The organism is Spirosoma liriopis (assembly GCF_023196085.1).
GTDB classification, from domain to species: Bacteria; Bacteroidota; Bacteroidia; order Cytophagales; family Spirosomataceae; genus Spirosoma; species Spirosoma oryzicola.
In genome coordinates this window covers 41,545-60,518 of record NZ_JALPRF010000004.1, presented here as the reverse complement: position 1 = coordinate 60,518, position 18,974 = coordinate 41,545, and the positions used below count along the sequence as shown (strand labels likewise).

The 18,974-nt window shown below is 49.3% G+C and carries 12 protein-coding genes; 2 read left to right on the top strand and 10 right to left on the bottom strand.

The annotated features are described in order from the left end of the window. Positions 1-131 precede the first annotated feature (131 nt). The 10 genes from M0L20_RS22545 to M0L20_RS22500 all read right to left on the bottom strand — a co-directional run bounded on the left by M0L20_RS22545 (position 132) and on the right by M0L20_RS22500 (position 15,404). On the bottom strand, positions 132-2,993 hold the full coding sequence (locus M0L20_RS22545; protein WP_248479226.1) for a M16 family metallopeptidase: 2,862 nt from the start codon (positions 2,991-2,993) through the stop codon (positions 132-134). Between the two features lie 100 nt (positions 2,994-3,093). Continuing rightward, positions 3,094-4,779 carry a protein-disulfide reductase DsbD family protein gene (locus M0L20_RS22540; protein WP_248479225.1) on the bottom strand — a complete coding sequence of 562 codons (1,686 nt, stop codon included), beginning with the start codon at positions 4,777-4,779 and terminating at the stop codon, positions 3,094-3,096. A gap of 8 nt (positions 4,780-4,787) precedes the next feature. Next, positions 4,788-5,234, bottom strand: a complete 447-nt coding sequence (locus tag M0L20_RS22535; protein ID WP_248479224.1) for a protein-disulfide reductase DsbD domain-containing protein — start codon at positions 5,232-5,234, stop codon at positions 4,788-4,790. A gap of 48 nt (positions 5,235-5,282) precedes the next feature. Continuing rightward, positions 5,283-6,347, bottom strand: coding sequence for a PLP-dependent cysteine synthase family protein (locus M0L20_RS22530; protein WP_248479223.1), 1,065 nt, complete (start codon positions 6,345-6,347; stop codon positions 5,283-5,285). A gap of 118 nt (positions 6,348-6,465) precedes the next feature. Continuing rightward, positions 6,466-7,599: a TlpA disulfide reductase family protein gene (locus M0L20_RS22525; protein WP_248479222.1), complete on the bottom strand. Its 1,134-nt coding sequence runs from the start codon at positions 7,597-7,599 to the stop codon at positions 6,466-6,468. A gap of 24 nt (positions 7,600-7,623) precedes the next feature. After that, positions 7,624-8,979, bottom strand: a complete 1,356-nt coding sequence (locus M0L20_RS22520) for a RagB/SusD family nutrient uptake outer membrane protein (protein WP_248479221.1) — start codon at positions 8,977-8,979, stop codon at positions 7,624-7,626. A 13-nt stretch (positions 8,980-8,992) separates the two neighbouring features. Further along, complete coding sequence (locus M0L20_RS22515; RefSeq protein ID WP_248479219.1) at positions 8,993-12,304, bottom strand: SusC/RagA family TonB-linked outer membrane protein; 3,312 nt, start codon at positions 12,302-12,304, stop codon at positions 8,993-8,995. A gap of 194 nt (positions 12,305-12,498) precedes the next feature. Then, positions 12,499-13,617 carry a FecR family protein gene (locus M0L20_RS22510; protein WP_248479218.1) on the bottom strand — a complete coding sequence of 373 codons (1,119 nt, stop codon included), beginning with the start codon at positions 13,615-13,617 and terminating at the stop codon, positions 12,499-12,501. Positions 13,618-13,705: 88 nt separating this feature from the next. Further along, positions 13,706-14,272 (bottom strand): RNA polymerase sigma factor, encoded by a 567-nt coding sequence (locus M0L20_RS22505; protein ID WP_232563057.1) that lies wholly within the window; start codon positions 14,270-14,272, stop codon positions 13,706-13,708. Positions 14,273-14,537: 265 nt separating this feature from the next. Beyond that, on the bottom strand, positions 14,538-15,404 hold the full coding sequence (locus M0L20_RS22500) for an AraC family transcriptional regulator (RefSeq protein WP_248479217.1): 867 nt from the start codon (positions 15,402-15,404) through the stop codon (positions 14,538-14,540). A 460-nt stretch (positions 15,405-15,864) separates the two neighbouring features. Between M0L20_RS22500 and M0L20_RS22495 the strand changes: the two genes are divergently transcribed. Together M0L20_RS22495 and M0L20_RS22490 are read left to right on the top strand one after the other, a co-directional pair. Further along, a complete protein-coding gene (locus tag M0L20_RS22495; protein ID WP_232563059.1) occupies positions 15,865-17,463 on the top strand; it encodes a sodium:solute symporter family protein in 1,599 nt (532 codons plus the stop codon). 36 nt (positions 17,464-17,499) lie between these two features. Next, on the top strand, positions 17,500-18,450 hold the full coding sequence (locus M0L20_RS22490; protein WP_248479216.1) for a dihydrodipicolinate synthase family protein: 951 nt from the start codon (positions 17,500-17,502) through the stop codon (positions 18,448-18,450). Positions 18,451-18,974 lie beyond the last annotated feature (524 nt).

The following is an 18,974-nucleotide window of genomic DNA, read 5'->3' as shown; positions in this document are numbered from 1 at the left end:
CAAAGCACAGGACGCCAACGCACTTTATCGTTCGTTCTACCGATAAAGTGCGTCGGTTCAACTGAATGATTGGCGAAACTCAATGGGGGATACGTTCGTCTTCTGCTTAAATAGTTTGTTGAATGATCGAATTATTTATTCGTTAGAGACGCCCCCGCATTTCCTTCCTTTTCTAGTTCAACCAGTTCGTACCCCAGCTTATCCAATCCAGGTTTGATTTTAGCTTTATCACCCACTACCAGGATAATCATTTTGTCGATGGGAAACCGCTTGATAGCCATTTCGCCAACCTGTTCACGGGTTAATGTGCTGAGAATCTTGGTCTGCTGTTCGACGAAATCAGCGGGTAGATTATACTCCAGAATCTGACCTAAAAACTGGGCCTTCTGAAACGGGGTTTCGTACCGGAGAGCGTCGCGCTGACCGACCGAATTTTTGGTAAAGTTCAGTTCTTCGGCGGTGATACCCTGCTGCGCGTATTGGTTGATTTCTTTGACAAACTCAACAATGGCGCTGTCGGTTACGGCTGCCCGAACACCCGCCTGAGCGGTGAACGGTCCGGGTAGAAACGTACTGGAAAAGCGGGACATTGCTCCGTAGGTATAGCCTTTGTTCTCGCGCAGATTTAGGTTGAGTCGGCTGTTGAAGGCCCCACCCAGAATAAAGTTCGTCAGTGAGCTGCGGTAGTACTCGCCCGTTGCGTCATAAGGAAGGTCGGTTAGGTAACCAATCCGAATTTCTGACTGGGCTGCCCCCGGCTTGTCGACCAGATAAATGCGCGTTTTTTCGGTTGCTTTCGGAGCGGGTAGCGTGGGTAGGGAAATGAGTTTAGCCGCCCAATTTTTCAGGAAGGCCAGCTTCGTCAGCAAAGCGTCTTTATCCACTTCGCCCACAACAACCAGCTTCGCTACGGATGGCGAAAACTGAATGTTATAAAACTCCTTCACGTCATCCAGCGTCAGCGTTTCTACGCTCTGCCGGGTGCCGCTAACCGGAATTGCGCGGATGTTGTCGCTCCCAAACAACAGACGATTGTAGGCTTTATTAGCAATTACTACGGGCTGCGTGCTCTGATTGGCGATCAATTCAAGCTGCTGCTTTTTCAACCGTTCAAAGTCGGCTGGATCGAACCGGGGTTCCCCAAGTTTCTCCCGCAGAATGGCTAGTGTTGCGTCCAGATTTTTGGTCAGCGATTCGACGGAGACGCCCATTTCTTCGGGGCCAGCAAAAAAAGCAATTGAACTGCCCAGCTTTTCCAACTGGCGCGTCAGTTCCTCGGTTGAATGGGTACGGGTTGCTTCGTTGAGCAGGGAGGCCGTCAGTTGAGCCACGCCCGCTTTCGACAGGTTTTGCTGAGCCAGTAAATGGCCTCCTTTCAGTGACAGGTAGAGCGTCACGGTTGGTACTTCATCCGACCGGACGCCAATCATCCGCAATCCGTTCGGAAACGTTTCTTTGTAAAACGGTGGCACTTTAACCGTAGGATTAGGACCCACAGCCGGTAGCTTACTTCGGTCGAAGGTATCGGCTGGTTTGGTATAGGTCAGGCCCGTATATCCATAATCCGGTGCCTGATAGCCCGCTGGTGACGCGGTATAATTATCTGCGTGCGTGACAATCGCTTTCTGCCCTTTCGGATAAACGGTGGTGATGACGGCTTTTTTTCCTTTGATATACTGGTTATACACCCGAATAACGTCGGCTTTAGTCAGTTTACGCAAGGCCGAAAGTTCGCCAGGTAACTGATTGGGATTGCCGTCGAAGGTCTGGAATTCGGCTAACCGGGATACTTTGCCCGCTACGCTGCTCAGTGAACCAATTAAATCGACTTCCCGCGAGGCTTTAAATTGAGCCAGCTCATCGTCGCTTACACCCTGACGCTCCAGTTCCATCATACTGGCCCGTACCAGCGCTTCGGCGCTGTCTAGCTGGAACGTAGGAAGCGGTAGGGTGATAAACGAAAATTCGCCGGCCAACTCACTTGTAAGATGGATAACGTTGACCTGAACCGCTTTCTGGGTTTTCATCATACGCTGGTAGAGTCTTGACGTTTTACCACCTCCCAGCACGGCCGCCAGCGCGTCGAGCGCCACTTCGTCGGGGTGATGGCGGGGAACGGATGGGTAAGTCAATCGTAGCATCGGGAATCGAACATTATCCTCGTAGGAAACGTAGCGGTCTGCCGTCAGTACAGGAGAAGGAACCACCGTCTTTTTTACGGCTGGTCCCCGGTTGATAGGCCCAAAATAACGGAGCGCCAGCCGGACTACTTCTGCCGGAGTAACGTCACCACCCACCGTCAGCACGGCATTGTTGGGTCCGTACCAGCGTTTAAAGAAGTTTTTCAGATCGTCTACGTTTACCCGATTCAGATCTTCTACGTAACCAATAGTCAGCCATGAGTACGGATGCCCGTAGGGATACAGCGTTTTAGCCGTCACTTCTTCGGCTAGTCCGTAAGGCCGGTTATCGTAATTCTGACCGCGTTCGTTTTTCACCGTAGCCCGCTGAATCTCGAATTTCTGCTGGGTAACCGCGTCCAGCAGAAAGCCCATCCGGTCGGCTTCCAGCCAGATAGCCCGCTCCAGCTGGTTGCTGGGTACCGTTTCAAAATAGTTGGTGCGGTCGCGGTTCGTCGTTCCGTTCAGGGTACCACCCGCCTGAGTCACCAGCTTGAAATGTTCACCGTTGGCGACGTGGTCAGAGCCCTGGAACATCATGTGCTCGAAAAAATGAGCGAAGCCCGATTTTCCGATTTCTTCCCGAGCTGACCCTACATGGTACGTTACATCGACGTGAACCAGCGGGTCCGAGTGGTCTTCATGAACCACTACCGTTAGCCCATTGGGAAGTACGTACTTTTCGTAGGGAATAAGGAGTTCAGTACCTTTTCGGGATACTTTTTCGATCAATTTAGCCTGTGAAAAGGCGGACTGAGTCGTCAGGCACCCGACCAGCAGGGCCAGCCATAGACTTCGTTTAACGTAATGCATGCGGTTTGTGTCGTGTTACTGCGATGGATATGATAGGAGGATCGCTTTCAGGGAGTAGAGCCCATCGGTAGGGTATGGGTCACTGAGAGACGGAATTGAATTAATAGGTCTGGCGACCGCTGTCCAGAAATGAGACAAAATTAACCGGATCATAATCGGCTCCCTGCGGCTGCACCAGTGGTTTACCATTGGGCCCCAGGAGTACATAGAACGGTTGCGAATTGGCATTAAATCGGCTGGCCTGCAAATCGCTCCACTGGTTGCCAATCGTTTTGATTTTTTTACCACTGAATGAGGATACGCGCTGCTCCGTTTCGGGCAATTCGGTCTTGTCGTCAACGTAAAGCTGAATCAGTACGTAGTCCTCTCGTAGACGTTTAAGCACCGCCGGATCAGGCCAGACGGTGGCTTCCATTTTCCGACAGTTGACGCAGGCATGGCCGGTAAAATCGACCAATACGGGTTTCCCCACCGATTTCGCGTAGTTCATTCCTTCCTCATAATCGAAAAAGGCGTTCAGGCCCAGGGGCGCGTGAAACAGATTGCCGTATTTCTTAACCGTTGGCGAGTGGGCCGTTTCGTTAATTGTGCCTGACCCGGTCATTCCTGACTGGGTCAGACTACGTGTATACAAATCAAAATCCTGGGTTTGTTGTGGAGGCAGAAATGCGGCCACAGCTTGTAAGGGGGCTCCCCACAAGCCCGGCACCAGGTAAAGAGCGAACGCTAGCGACACAATAGCCATGAACAGCCGAGGTACTAAGATACTTGTCGTGGGGCTGTCGTGGGTAAACTGCAATTTACCCAGTAGATAAAAGCCCAGCATACCGAAAATGATAACCCACAACACCAGAAACACTTCCCGGTCGAACCACTGCCAGTGATACGCCAGATCAACATTCGACAGAAATTTCAGCGCCAGTGCCAGCTCGAGGAAGCCCAGGACAACCTTTACGGAGTTGAGCCAACTCCCCGATTTGGGCAGTGAGGCCATCCACGAAGGAAACAGCGAGAACAGCATAAAGGGTAGTGACAAGGCCAGGGCAAAGCCAAACATACCCACGGCGGGACCTATGAGCTGACCCATTGAAGCGGCCTGTACCAGCAGCGTACCAATGATAGGCCCCGTGCAGGAAAAAGAGACCAGCGCTAGTGTTGTGGCCATAAAGAAAATACCCGGCAAACCACCCTGATCGGCCTTTGCGTCCATTCTGTTTGCCCATGATGTGGGTAATATAATTTCGAAAGCTCCAAAAAATGAAGCAGCAAAGCCGATCAGCAGCAAAAAGAAAGCAAAGTTGAAGATACCGTTGGTCGATAGCTCGTTCAGGGCATCGGCCCCGAAGAGGACCGTAATCAGCAATCCTAATGACACGTAGATCCCAATGATCGACAATCCATAAATGAGTGCATTACGGATACCCTGCGCCCGGCTTGCGGATCGTTTGGTGAAAAAGCTCACCGTCATGGGTAATAGCGGAAAAATACACGGCATGAGAATTGCCGCAAAGCCGCCTAGTAAACCCGCTACAAATGTGACCCAGAGTGATGGCGCAGCCGCTTTCTGAGGCCCTATGCCTGTCGAGGAAGGAGTGGGGGATACGGTCGTTTGTGTCATCGTATCCGCTCCTGTAGCCGACTCCTCGATTGGTGAAAACTCCAGTCCTTCCGTAGACAGCGTATCCTGCGCCCAAGCTGTCTGGGGACCGCCGACCAGGAGCGCTACCATCAATAAACAGGGCATTAGCCAGCGCCAACCAGGAAACAGAGATCGATGTGTAGTCATGTCGTTCACTATTTTATGGATACGCTGAAGGGGATTTCGTCGGGGGGCAGGCACTGCTTGTCGTTGCAGACCATGTACTCAATCGTTCCTTTCACAACCTGAGGGCTTTTGCCGGGCAGTTTAACTTTCTGCTGAAAGATGACTTCCTTTTCGAAATAGCTCACCTCCATGTTAAATACCTTTTCCATCCGGGTGATGGGCTTCGGTTCCTGTGCCGTTCCTTGTAAGGTATAAGTACCGGGATCGAAAGAAATGGTCGTTTTGACCGGGCCTCCTTCGCTCACATGCTGCGAATACACGTGCCAGCCGGGATCGATTGTAGCCTTCAAAAAAATGACAGCTTCCGTCGCACTCGTTTTCCGGGCTGCGTAGCTCCATTTTACGGGTTTTAATACCTGAGCCTGAACGGCACAAACGGCGAGCAGCATCAGGCTCGCGAGTACTAGTTTTTTCATCTGGGGGTTTGTTCCGTTGAAAGCGTTAGCGAATGGGTATGCATTTATTTAGCTGAGTAGCGGGTTTGCCAATCGGCTGATGGGTCGATAATCTAGGAACTGCACGTCAGGCGAGACGTAATTCGGTTTGAGGGGTTCGGTGCGAACCAGATCCGTGCTCAAATACTTTTTGTTACTGTCGCACAGGATGGTGACCACTATGGCGCTGGCTCCCATCTGGTTTTGCACCTGGATCGCGCCGATCAGGTTGGCTCCCGACGAGATACCCACCGCCAGGCCCAGATCAGTCGCCAGTTTCTGTGCCATCAGGATCGCATCGCCATCCGACGCCTGCACAACGGCGTTCAACTCCGCCAGATTAACCAAGTCCGGGACGTACTCATCGAATAGCCCCTGAATCCGGTGCGAACCGGTTTTATAGCCAATGGAAAGCGTTGGCGATTCGGCGGGTTCCAGCGGATGAACCTGAATCGCCGGATTGCGCCGTTTCAGATAGCGGCCTACGCCCATAACGGTCCCTCCGGTCCCCACGCCTGCCACAAAGGCATCCGGTGAACAATCGATATTCTGGAGTTGCAGCCAGATTTCGCGTCCCGTTGTCAGATAATTGGCTTCCGCGTTGAACTGGTTGGCAAACTGACGGGGCAGAAAAATGCCGGAATCATTGGCGGCCATTTCCTCGGCTCGTCGCTGCGCCCCCCGAAAACCGCCTTCTTCCTTAGTAAACAGTTGAATGTCGGCTCCCAGATTGCTGATAATATCCATGCGTTCCTGACTCATGCCAGCGGGCATGAGAATCGTAACGGGGTGGCCCAGGGCTCGTCCAACGGCGGCAAACGAAATACCCGTGCTGCCACTGGTGGCTTCTACGATGCGGTCGCCTGGTTTGATTAGCCCTTCCCGGTAGGACCGATGTAGCACGTGCAGGGCCATGCGATCTTTGATACTGCCCGTCAGGTTATAGTGTTCACATTTTACGTAGAGCGAACGAGATTCACCCCGGTACGTGTACACCAATTCCAGCATGGGCGTATTGCCAATCATGTGCCAGAGGTGCGCAAATTTCTCTCTCAGACGGGGTGTCAAGTCAGGCGATACTGTCTCCGTGAGCATGTTAATGGAAAGTAAAGGCAATAGAGGAGCCGTACCCATGAAAAAGGGCAGCGATAGGTACAGGAAAAGCGTCTATTTTCCTTACCGACCTAAGCCGGTAAGGAGATGGGAGATGCGACTAAGGTTTGGGGTCCAGCAGTTCGGCCAGCTTTTTATGCAGTTGTTCGCCCCGTAAGTTTTTCGCCACAATTTTGCCGTTCTGATCCAGCAGATAACTGGTTGGGACCGCCTTGATTACGTACGGATTTAATACATCGCTCTTCCAGCCTTTCAGGTCCGACACATGATACCAACTCAAGTTATCGGCCTGAATGGCTTTTTCCCACAGGTTCTTTTTGGTGTCGAGCGAAACGCCGATAATCTCAAAACCTTTGTCATGAAATTTCTGATAAGCCGATACAACGTTCGGGTTTTCTTTCCGACAGGGACCACACCAACTCGCCCAGAAATCGACCAGCACGTATTTGCCTTTGATCGACGAAAGACTAACCGCTTTGCCAGTGGTATCGGCCAGCGTAAAGGCGGGAGCTGGTCTGCCAATCCCTACTTTCTCCAGATCGGTCATCAGTTGCTGCATCTGCTGACCGTAGTACGAATTTTTCACGGCTGGCGACAGTTGCGCATAAATAGCGGGTAGTTTATCAGTTTCGGGCTCTACCGAGTAATAACTCATGGCCAGAAAAGGGCTAACGACCGAGTTGGGATGCGCACTAATAAATACACGGGTTAGACTATCCGCCCGGGAAAACTGGTACCGAATGGCTGCGCTTTGCTGCTTCGCCAGACTGTCGGACAGTTTGTCGGTGGGCTTGGCTTTCATGGCCGCGTATTTCTTATCAATTGCATTCAGTTTGGTAAACACCTCGGTTTCCAGTTCCCGGCGGTGCTGTCTCCAGAGTCTTGTCTCTTCGGAACCGTCAACGAGGGCCTGACCAAGCGAATCCTTCACGGCTTTAATCGTAACCGGCTTTGGCGTCAGAAAGAAAGGGAGAAACTGATTGCGATCAGAAGCCAGACTGATCGACGCTGTGCCTTCGTGATCGAGCGGCCCTTTAAAAGAAAACGTACCATCCGCGCTGATCGCGGAATCCCGTACCGATTCTTCCCCTTTGGTATGATTGAAATAGATTTTCTCGTTTTTCAATCCTTTTATTTCTCCTTTTACTGTGTATGCGGAGGCCGGTGCTTTTTGTGCAGAAGCAGCCGAGATGCTGAGCAGCATCAATCCAACTAAGGTCAGTGAGTTCTTCATAATTCATTATTAGTTAGTAAGTAATTAATAGCCCTGATTTTGCGTAAGAGCAGGATTGGCTTCAATCTGGGAGGAAGGAATGGGTAGTAACACGGCCGTTGGTTTCCAGCCCGGTTTGATTGGAGCCAGCACGACATCCGCCTGGTTAGTGCGTTTGAGATCAAACCAGCGGTGGCCAAATTCGGCGAACAATTCCACTTTACGTTCCCGTAAAATTGCGGCCAGAATCCCATCTTGCGCGGTAGCCGTCGTAGCGGCTAAGCCAGCCCGACTGCGAATCACGTTAAGATCGGCTTGGGCTTCGGCCAGCTGATTTAGATTCGCCCGTGCTTCGGCCCGGATTAGGTACTGTTCACCTAAACGAAACAAGACAATATTTTCGTTGCCTCCCGTCGTTGCTACCCGAAGCTTGTACTTATTGATTCGGTGCGTAACGACGTTACTAATCGTCATGGAGTCCACCCAGGCGGTACGGCGTTTGTCACCTGCTTCGAAGGAACGAACAAAGTTTGGTCGTAAAACAAAAGCGGGGGGAGCCGTCGTGCTGGCCGTGCGGTAATTAGCACCCAGTGGTGTAAATCCTTCAAACGTAGCAAGTTGGAAGATGGTCTCGTTGCTGCTGTTAACGAAGGTCGTCGACAGATCACTCAACGAATACGTTCCCGAGCCAATGACTTCAGACGCTTCGAGGGCGGCATTGGTATAGTCTTTCGTGTACAGATACGCCCGGGCCAGAAACGCCGAAGCGGTGTGTTTATTAATTCGTGTACGCGATGACCCTACGTAGGCAGTAGGTAACGTGGCTTTAGCTTCCTTCAAATCCGTAATGATCTGAGCCCAGACCTGAGCCGCCGGAGCCCGGCCCAAAGCGGCATTCACGAATTCGTCAGAAGACGTAGTTAGTGGCACATCACCAAAATAATTGACCAGGTTAAACAGTCCGTAAGCCCGCCAGAATTTGCTTTCGCCGAGTAACTGATTTTTACCCGCTTCGCTCATGCCATTCGACTGTGCAATGTTCGCAATGGCCATGTTGGCCTGGCGGATAAAGGTATATGTCTCCCCCCACAACCGGTTGGCTACCGATGAATTAAGCGGAGATACCGTGTTATTTTCCATTTCCTCCAGGGTTGGCGCGGAAAGGGTATATTCCAGCTCATCGCTCAACAAACCTGCATAGCCTGTCCAGGTGATGGTAGGGGTATTCCGAATCGTGGAGTACATATTCAACACGACGCTGGTCGCTGAACCATCACTGGCAAAGGCGTCGCCTACGCCAATAGTGGTGGGTGGATAGTCAATGGTTACAAACTTCTCGCAGGAAGCAAGACTCAAGCCTGCCAGAGTAATGAAAAAAGAAAAACGAACGTACGATTTCATGAAAATAGCCTGCTTAGAATGAAACATTTAGACCGCCTACAATCGTGCGAAGGGGTGGCATTGCCAGAAACTGACCTGCTCCGGGGGCTGTGCCTGTGCCAGGTACGGTCGTTTCGGGGTCAAGGATGTATTTTTGACTCGCCCAGGTAAATAGATTTTGTCCCTGTACATAGACCGAAACCTTCGACAGTTTGGTTGGCCGAATCCAGGTGGTGGGTAGATTGTACGACAGGCTTACGGTACCAATTTTCAGGAAGGAAGCATCCCCCCAGAGGGCATCCGACGAGCTATAATTGCCAAAAGCCTGGCTATAAAGGGTTGTCGCAGCAGGATAGAGGGCGCTCGGATTGCTCTCGGACCAGCGGTTTAGTGCTTCTGTTGTTGTATTGACGACGCTGGAGCCCAAGGGGAAACCGTACAGTTCGTTGAAATTGAATTTGTACCCATTACGACGGTTAAAGCGTACGAACACATCCAACTGGAAATTTCGGTAGGAGATTGAGTTATTAATGCCACCAAAGAAGGGTGTTCCAATCGGAGCCATGACCCGATCTTTATTGAAGTCTATGACCCCATCCCCATCAAGATCCCGAACCGTCGGCAGGCCGTTCGCATCCAGGCCCGTGTACTTATAGACACGGGTCGCATTGATGGGTTGGCCCACGGTGTAAGAGCTGGAGTTGAACAGTCGTCCGGGGTCACCGATTGACAAAAGCTTGTTTCTTAAGAAGGTGAGGTTGATATTGGTCGTCCACCGGAGAGCAGCCGTAGCCACGTTGATTGTACTAAGGTCGAATTCAAAACCATCGTTTTGAATCAGGAGATCCAGGTTTCCCGAGAACGAGTTGACGCCCGATTGCGTAGGCATGTTCGTATTAGCCAACTGATCACTCGAACGGTTTCTGAAATAAGCGCTCTTTAGCAGAATACGGTCTTTGAGAAAGCCCAGTTCAAGAGCGGCTTCGAGTTTCTTCGTAGTCTCCCAGTGCAGTGTTGGATTCGCAATGTTATAATTGACCAGCGTAGCTGAGCCGGAATAGGTATTGGTACCCGAGGTAACCTGGTAGAACGGAAGATAGGCGTAGTTTGGAATCTGATCATTACCGGTCAACCCGTAGCTCGCTCTCAGCTTCAGATAACTCAACCAAGTGATTGGTTTCATGAACTCTTCCGAAGAAGCCAGCCAGGCCGCCCCAATGGCACCAAAATTTCCGAAACGGTTGTTCGGGCCAAAGCGGGAAGAGCCGTCACGCCGGAAGGTTCCGGTGAGAATATACTTGTTATCCCAGCTGTAATTAACTCGTCCAAATGCCGACGTGTAACGATACAGTGAAAAGTTGTTCGAACTGACCGTGATCGTACCGGCTCCCGATAGCGATTTAATCAGGGCTTCGTTCGTATAATTACGCCCACTAATCGACTGGCCGGTCGCGTCTGAATGCTGGAACGTTCCCCCAATCAGGGCGTTGAGATGGTTTTTTCCGAACGTTTTCCGGTAATCAAGCTGTGGCTCTATAATGTAGCTTTCGTTTTGATTGTTGGCAAACGTGGCGTTTGCTACGGGGTTGGATGCCGGGTTTTGCGAGCGAATCGGGTTGGTCTGAATCTGGCTCAACCCCGTCAGTGTATAGCCGTTGTTTACTTTCAGATCCAGTCCAGGAAGAACCGTATACTTTAGATTCAACTGGGTAACGAAGTTTGTACTGATGTTTTCAAAATCCCGTATCAGCAGGGCTTCGGGATTCGTTCCGCCGGTCCAGTTTAAGCTACCGTCGGTGTTATAGAGCGGATAGTTAGGAGGCAGGTTATAAACCGAAGAAAGATCGGTACCAATCAGGTTACTATTGACGCGGGAGTACGACGTAGTGAAATCCACTCTAAATTTCTGATTCGCCGTGGTGTGGCTACTGGCGAAGCGGCCGGAGAGCGTCGTAGATCCCAGATTACCCGGAAATACCGTTCCCTCTTTTCGATATAAGCCACTAAAAAGAAATGAGTTGGTTACGTTTCCTCCGGATACCGAAGCCGTTGCATTGGTAAATTGAGCTGTACCGCCGAGGTATCTGCGTTGCCAGTCCGTGTTTGCATTCTGGTCCCAAACCGTTAGATCAGGCGCGTTGGACGTCGTAGGAGTTACTTTAGCTCTTGCAAAGGCATCACGACGCAGCGAAAGATACTGGTCCGTATTCAGCATGGGGATGTAGTAGGGCACTTTTCCCGCTCCGCTGTTCACGTTAATGTTAAACTGAGTTTTACCCGCTTTCCCCTTTTTCGTCGTAATTAAAACAACGCCGTTCGAGCCGCGTGAACCATAAATGGCGGTCGCGTCGGCATCTTTTAACACGTCAATTCGTTCGATATCTTCGGGCGGAATCAGACCCAAAGGACTTTGTTCGCCGTTAGCCCCAGAAATACCATAGGCATTTAAGTTGTCCGAAGCCGGTTGTCCACCATTGAATAGCGTAAATGGAATACCATCAATAACATAGAGCGGAACGCCCCCCGCAGATAAGGAATTCTGGCCGCGAATCTGAATGCGGACCGAACTGCCGGGCAAGCCATTGTTCTGCGTAATCTGCGCCCCTGAAATTCTCCCCTGAAGGGCAACCAAGGGATTTGTAACAGTTTGAATATCAATGTCTCTAGCCGTAATCGAACTAACCGAGCCCGTATTGTAACGCTGCGTCGTCGTGCCGTAGCCAATGACGACGGTTTCATTCAGCGTATTGTCTGCCGGTTGTAACGCTACGTTGATAACGCTTTCCCGTTCTACTTTAATCGACTGGGTGGTGTAGCCAATAAAGCTGAACCGCAGCGTAACCCCCTGGGGAACGCTCATCCGGTATTGCCCCCGCTCGTCGGTGACCGCTCCCATAGGGGTGCCGCCAGCCACGATATTGACTCCTGGTATACCTTCGCCCGTGCTGGCATCGGTCACCCGGCCACTCACCGTAACGTCAATCCGACTGTCGATCGAGGCTCTGGCATTGATCGGAGCCACACTAGTCATTTTTTTGAGGATGATGTAGTTCCGGCGGATGCTGTAGTCGATTTGAAGCGGTTTCAGCAAGCGGTCCAGTAGCGTTGCCAGATTTTCATTGCGGGCGTCAATCGATACGCGCTGGGGTTTCTCGATCAGCGAAGGCACATACGTAAATTTCGCCCCCGTCGCTTTTTCAATCGCATGGAGGGCCGCTGGCAGAGGTTGATCCTGAATTGTCAACGTAATGTTACGTTCCAGCAGAGTCTGTCCCAGGCCGTCGAAAGCCAGTGCCGTGCTGGCCAAAATTAGAGTCAGCACAAGGGGAAATGCCGCTAGTTTCATACAGTGTAGCAGTAAGTTTCGGCGAGGTATCGCTTTTTTCATCGTAGATTTACAAGTGTTGTTTTGGTGATACAAGGCAATACAAAGCCCGTCGCCCGGATTTCGGGTGTTCAGATGGTCGCACATACTGGACGGGTTTACGCAAAGGCTGGTGGTGCTGGTAACACCATCAGCTTTTTCTTATATGGGGAAAGCTACGGCGATTCACAGCCTTTCCCTGAAATAATGATTTGAGTCTCAACTACTTCAAAGCGAGCCCCTATGGTCTCGCAGATGATGCTTAACTTATCGAACAGGGGTTCATCGCCTAGTGGTGCTGTCACCTGGCAATGTTGCATGAGCTGCTGATCGAAAACAATAGGGATGTTGTAGGCCTGCTCAAGGATTTTCAGCGCTACCGGAACCGGTGTGTTGACAAAGTTGAATCGGTTTTCACCCACGGGCGTATTGACAACGATCGGTTGGTCGATCAGGGACTTGCTTAACCGCTCCCGATCTCGCTCGAAAATTACCTGTTGGTTGGGCGTAACGATAATCGACTGAGGTTGATAACTCGTCTGCTGCTGCGCTCGTTTCCATTCCGATTCGGCAAATACAGATACTTTTCCCGACAACACCTTCACAATAACCCGGCCCACACCACTGGGAGCGTTGACTGTGAACTGAGTGCCCAGAACCCGGGTCACTGAACCATTGGCGTATACTAGAAAGGGCTGATCTGGTTTACGAACAACCGAGAAAGTAGCTTCACCCGTTAAATACACATCGCGGGTAGCGGCCGTGAAGCGGGCGGGGTACCGAAGTTCACTACCCGTTTTAAGTTGAATCAGGCTGCCGTCGTCAAGCCTGACAGTCGTGCCCTTTGCGGTTAGAAACTTCGGTGTGTTCGCCGGAACCGTAGTACTTGATCCGATTACAAGGGTTGGTTGCTGTTGCCAGAAGAGACCAGCGCCAACCAGCAACAAAAGGGAGACCGTAGCCGCGATAGCGAGTCGATTTTTCCAAACCCATCCGGGGGCCGAAGGGGAGGAATTCACCACGTCTGATTGGGGTAAATCCAGGTACTGCCGGGTTAGTTCAATGCAGGCCTGAACATCGGCATCGGTTATGGGTCTGTTTTTTACCTTCAGCGCCAGCACCACTTCGCGGGCCTGGCTCAGCGTAGTTGCCTGATTCGCGTGATTAGCCAGCCACCCCTGCCAATACTGCTCCCGTTCCGGCGTCGGATGCATGACCCACTCGCGAAAGGATTCCTGCCAGACGAGTTCTTCCAGCGTAACGGGGGTAAAATCTGATGGATTTTGCTGCATCATACCTTCGATAGCAGAAAACTGCAGGCAGATACCATTCAACTTCGAAAATTTTTTACATTTTTTTGAAAATGCCAAAGAGTCTTCTTTGTTAAGAATCCTCTCGCCACTGGCCCCGCAGCTTTTTAAGGGCCATTTGCAGCATGTTCGAAACCGTCTGGGGCGTTATCTGCATCGTCTGAGCAATCTGATCCCGGTCCATCTCCTGAAAGTATTTCAGGTAGATCACTTCTTTTTGACGATCGGGCAGTTCGTCCAGCAGTTGCTGCATCTGGTGGGCTTTCAGGCGGGCACTTTCAGACTGAATCAAATTTTCTTCTACCGTGTATTCAACCGAAAAGTCAGGCTGAGCTGCCAGATCGGTTTGTAACTGATTCATTTGCCAAACGCGGTAAATGCGTCGGCGCAAAATCACAAACAAATAAGGTTTTACCTGCACATCCGTTCGTAGCGCGTGACGCCGTTCCCATAAATCCAGGAACACATCCTGAATGCAGTCTTTAATGAGGTCGTCGTCTTTAGAGAATTTAGTACCGTAATGATAGAGTTCTTTAAAACAGCGCTTCATCAGCTTGTCCAACGCTGTATCATCGCCTTCAATCAGGCGAAGCCAGAGCGTCGTGTCATCTTCGGAAAAGCCATTACGGAAAATATTCATAGGTAGATCACAACCAATTCGAATGGGCTTCTATTTTGGTTTGACGCTGAATTGGCAAAATATTTTAAAAGTACAAATATAAAAGGCAAGCCAAAATATCCCGGTTTCGACCTGCGTAGTAGTATTTATTTCTAAAATTTGTCTCCTAAACTGAAAGGCGTTGTCCTATTTTACTTAAAGACAGAAACTATGTAGCACCCATCCGTGCCTGTTTTATTGCTCTAGGGCAATGAATAGCAAAAGCAAACTTCCGTCTTTAACAAGCCTACTGAATATATCGATTCTTGTAATCGAGCGGGGTTACGCCTTTTATTCGTTTGAAATTTCGGTAGAAATTGGAAAGATTATTAAAGCCGCTCTCGAAACAAATCTCTTCTGTACTCATCGAATTCTCGATCAACGACCTGCTGGCATGGCTGATCCTTACCTCGTTTAAAAAATCGTGATACGTTTTGTGGGTCATCAGCTTGAAATACCGACAGAACGAGGTAACGCTTAGATTAGCCACAGAGGCTATTTCAGTAAGCGTTATTGGCTGCGCATAATTTGCTAGCGTGTAGTTACAAATATTATTGAGCCGAACTGTTTCCATTTCGTTCGATTGGTAGAAAGCTTTAGCCGAAGTAATGGTCTCTATCTCATCGGCCTGTGCTATTACGTCCAGAATCGACAACAGCGTTATCAGGCGTTGAAATGGATTTGCCGTTACAGCCGATCGCATCAGCTCGGCTATTTTTTGATTCGTTTCGCCATGAATCAGTAGGCCTTGTCGTGCTCTCTCGAATAAGGTACGTATGGCGTACACTTCGTCCAACTGTAAAAAGTCCCGCCCTAAACAATCCGTGCGGAATTGAACGACTATTGCTTCTACTTGTAGACTGGATTGTTCCTGAAAATATTCCTGGTTACACCGCCACGTATGCGGTAGATTTTCGCCGAGTAAGAGAATTTCACCCGCCGAAAAGTTACTCACATTATCGCCGACAAACCGTACGCCCTCTCCTCGTACAACATAGTGAAGCTCTAGTTCGGGATGGTAGTGCCAAATCGTGCCAAAGTTAGCTTTCACGTCGTGCGAAATACGGAAAGAAGCCTGTGAGTTAACCGGCACTTTGTGAAAATGAGGTTTCATCAGCGCTAGATGAATAGGGTAAATTCGTACACTGATTAGCAAATTGGCAACAGTAAATGCGTTTGCTTATCACTTAGTTTTGCTGATAAAATTAAAGGATTTTCTGTCATAGTACAACTGTGATGCGCGTAGCCAGGAATAGTACAAGATGATAGCGCTTTAATCGGATCAGTTCTTTTTGATGATTCCTATAAATTATTTCTTTCCGTTATGAACGCTCGTTCTGAAGCACTCCCCAGAAATCATTTCAACGGTTACTCATTGGAATGGGTTGTGACCGCCCTAACGACTAAGATTATAACACGCTCTGAAAAATCGAAATCCGTGATGGGCATCGGGCTCTTTTAGGTTATTGTCAGAAACTGGGGGAATAAAGTCAAGAATACAACGGTATCCTGAATACAAAAAAGTTTATAATAATTTCACGCCCGCTTCCTAACCACTTAACGAACCAATTTACATGAAATCGCTTCCTGTTGCCGACTTATCAATTATCCTGCTGTACTTGATCAGTATGGTACTGGTTGGCGTTTATTTCTCCCGAAAGAATAAAAACGCTGATCAGTTTACGACAGCTTCGGGAAAAATACCGGGATGGGCCATTGGCATGTCGCTGTACGCTACCTTTTTAAGTAGTAACACTTTTTTAGGTGTACCGGGTAAAGCCTTCGGCGGTAATTGGAATGCCTTCGTATTTAGTTTGTCGATGCCTCTGGCGGCCTGGGTAGCCGCTAACTATTTTGTTCCTTTTTACCGCAGTACGGGTGAAGTATCGGCGTATTCGCATCTTGAAAAACGTTTTGGTGCGTGGGCGCGTACTTATGCAGTTATCTGTTTTTTGCTGACGCAACTGGCTCGGATGGGCTCAATCTTTTTTGGAATTGCGCTTAGTTTGCAGGCGCTGACGAGTTATTCCATGACATCCATTATGGTCGTGGTCGGTATCTGCATTATTATTTATACAGTTTTAGGGGGTATGGAAGCCGTTATCTGGACGGAAGTAGCCCAGGGTGTCATTAAGACGGTTGGCGCGCTCGTTATTCTTTATCTAGTAATTACGCATGTCGACGGAGGCATTCCGCGCATTCTGTCGATGGGAACTGCTCATGATAAATTTAGCCTAGGAAGTTTCGCTCCTGATTTTACCACGTCTACGTTCTGGGTCGTTTTGCTGTATGGCTTTTTTATCAATCTAAACAATTTCGGGATGGACCAAAATTATGTTCAACGGTACCATACCACAACATCCGTTACCGACGCAACGCGTTCGATCTGGCTTTGCGTATACCTGTATGTGCCGATATCGTTGGTGTTTTTCGTACTGGGAAGCTGCCTTTACACGTATTATCAGGTCCACCCGGAGTTAATGGATCAGGTTCGCTACCAGGTTGCCAGCGAGCGATTACCCAACCAGACTCCCGAAGCCATCAACCGCTTAGCCCACACCTTGACAGCATCAGATATTGGTGATAAGATCATGCCTCATTTCATGGTTCACCAGGTTCCGACGGGTTTACTGGGACTCATCGTTGCCGCTATCATGGCGGCTGCTATGAGCACGATTAGCTCCAGTATGAACGCTTCGGCAACCATTTTCTTAGTTGACATTTATCAGCGCTACATTAAGCCAGACGTTACGTCCAAACAATCCCTAAAAATCCTATACGGAGCCACCGTAGTATTTGGCTTGCTGGGCATGACGACCGGAATTGCGATGATTGGCGTAAAAAGTGTACTGGATGCCTGGTGGCTGTTGTCCGGCATATTTGCCAGTGGTATGCTTGGCCTGTTTTTATTAGGTATCATATCTCGTTCCACGAAAGGACCTGAGGCACTCACAGCAACCCTCATCGGCCTTCTGGTTATTATCTGGATGACGTTCTCAGCGTTTATACCAAATCAATTGGCGACATTGCGAAGCCCATTTCACCAGAATATGATTATGGTACTCGGTACGCTTACGATCTTTTTAACGGGGCTTCTTTTAACCCGTCGATCCGCAAAAAGCAGGGTGTTAGAACATCCCGTCGATCGCAATGAGCCACAACAACAAGCTTAACACTAAACACCTATTATCGTTAACTCACTATATATTATGTCCGAATTAGCTAATTCCACGCAACCACTACCTTACGGACTCATTCCGGTTATGCTAACGCCATTCCTGGACAATGGAGCCGTCGATTATTCCGGATTACATCAGCTAACGGATTATTATCTCAATGCGGGAGCAGCAGGTTTGTTTGCTAACTGCCTCTCGAGTGAAATGTATGAACTAACGGACGATGAACGGCTGGCCACGACCAGACAGGTCGTTCAGCAGGCAGGTGGCCGTGTTCCCGTTGTCGCTACCGGGACATTCGGGGGAGCACTCGATCAACAGACTGATTTTGTTAAACGTATATACGATACCGGTGTACAAGCGGTTATTGTTATCACCGGTCAGCTGGTGACACCCCAGGATAGTGATCAAACCTTTCTAGACCGTATAGGGACGCTGCTGGATATGACCCCCGGCGTACCGCTTGGGTTGTACGAATGTCCAGTTCCTTACAAACGGTTGATTACGGCAGATATTCTAGCTCAATTGCTGCCAACTGGTCGATTGATCTATCATAAAGATACGAGCTTGGATGAAGAAGAGGTAAAAAACCGTCTTGCCGTTGCACAGGGGTATAATTTTGGTTTGTACGATGCCTACATGGTCAACGCCGTTTCCTCTTTGCGGGCCGGGGCAGCGGGCTTATCCTGCATCCAGGCGAATATTTTCCCTGAACTACTGGTCTGGCTATGCAACCATGTCAATGATCCTGACCTGCAAGCAGAGGTTGATGAGGTGCAGCAATTTTTAGTAGATTGTATGGATCTGGTTCATTCTGCTTACCCAACGATTGCCAAGTACGCCCTGCAACAACGTGGCTTACCAATTTCCTTATACACTCGTCGCCAGGTCGAACCACTCACAGACAATTTACGTACCGGTATCGATCAACTGCTAGCTAAATTAAACAAGTTTACAAAAGCGATGCACGTTAGCGAGATATAGCTATCGCTTCTCAGTGCGCATTATTCTTTAAATTTGCTGGTAATTATTGGTAAGTAGTTCATTACAAGTGATTTATTTTAAAATATAGGCGTGAGTTATGAAAATCTTCAGCCTATGCTATTTTTGATACAAATACTCAAAAAATAGACCTGCCCTTCATTCGAATGGCAGGTCTATTTTTTAGATAAAAAGATGCAGTTGGCAGGCTTTTTTATGTACGCGTCTGACCAGTAAAGTATCCTGAGCAGGTGTTTGCCCTCTAAACGATCAACGAAGGCTAAATTATGATAAATTCGTACACTCAATTGATATAATTTATTAAAGGATAAATAGTGTTTACCATTTAGTTTTACAGAAAATTAAGTTAATTCTGAGAAACGTTAAAAAACAACCCCACCACTCCCACTTATTTCATGAACGTATTGGACATTATTCATAGAGCTTGATAGCGCTATGGAGGACTATTGTACAAATTTATTGCTCGCGTCTGGCCCGCACGTGGTAAATAGCTGTGCCCTTTTTTG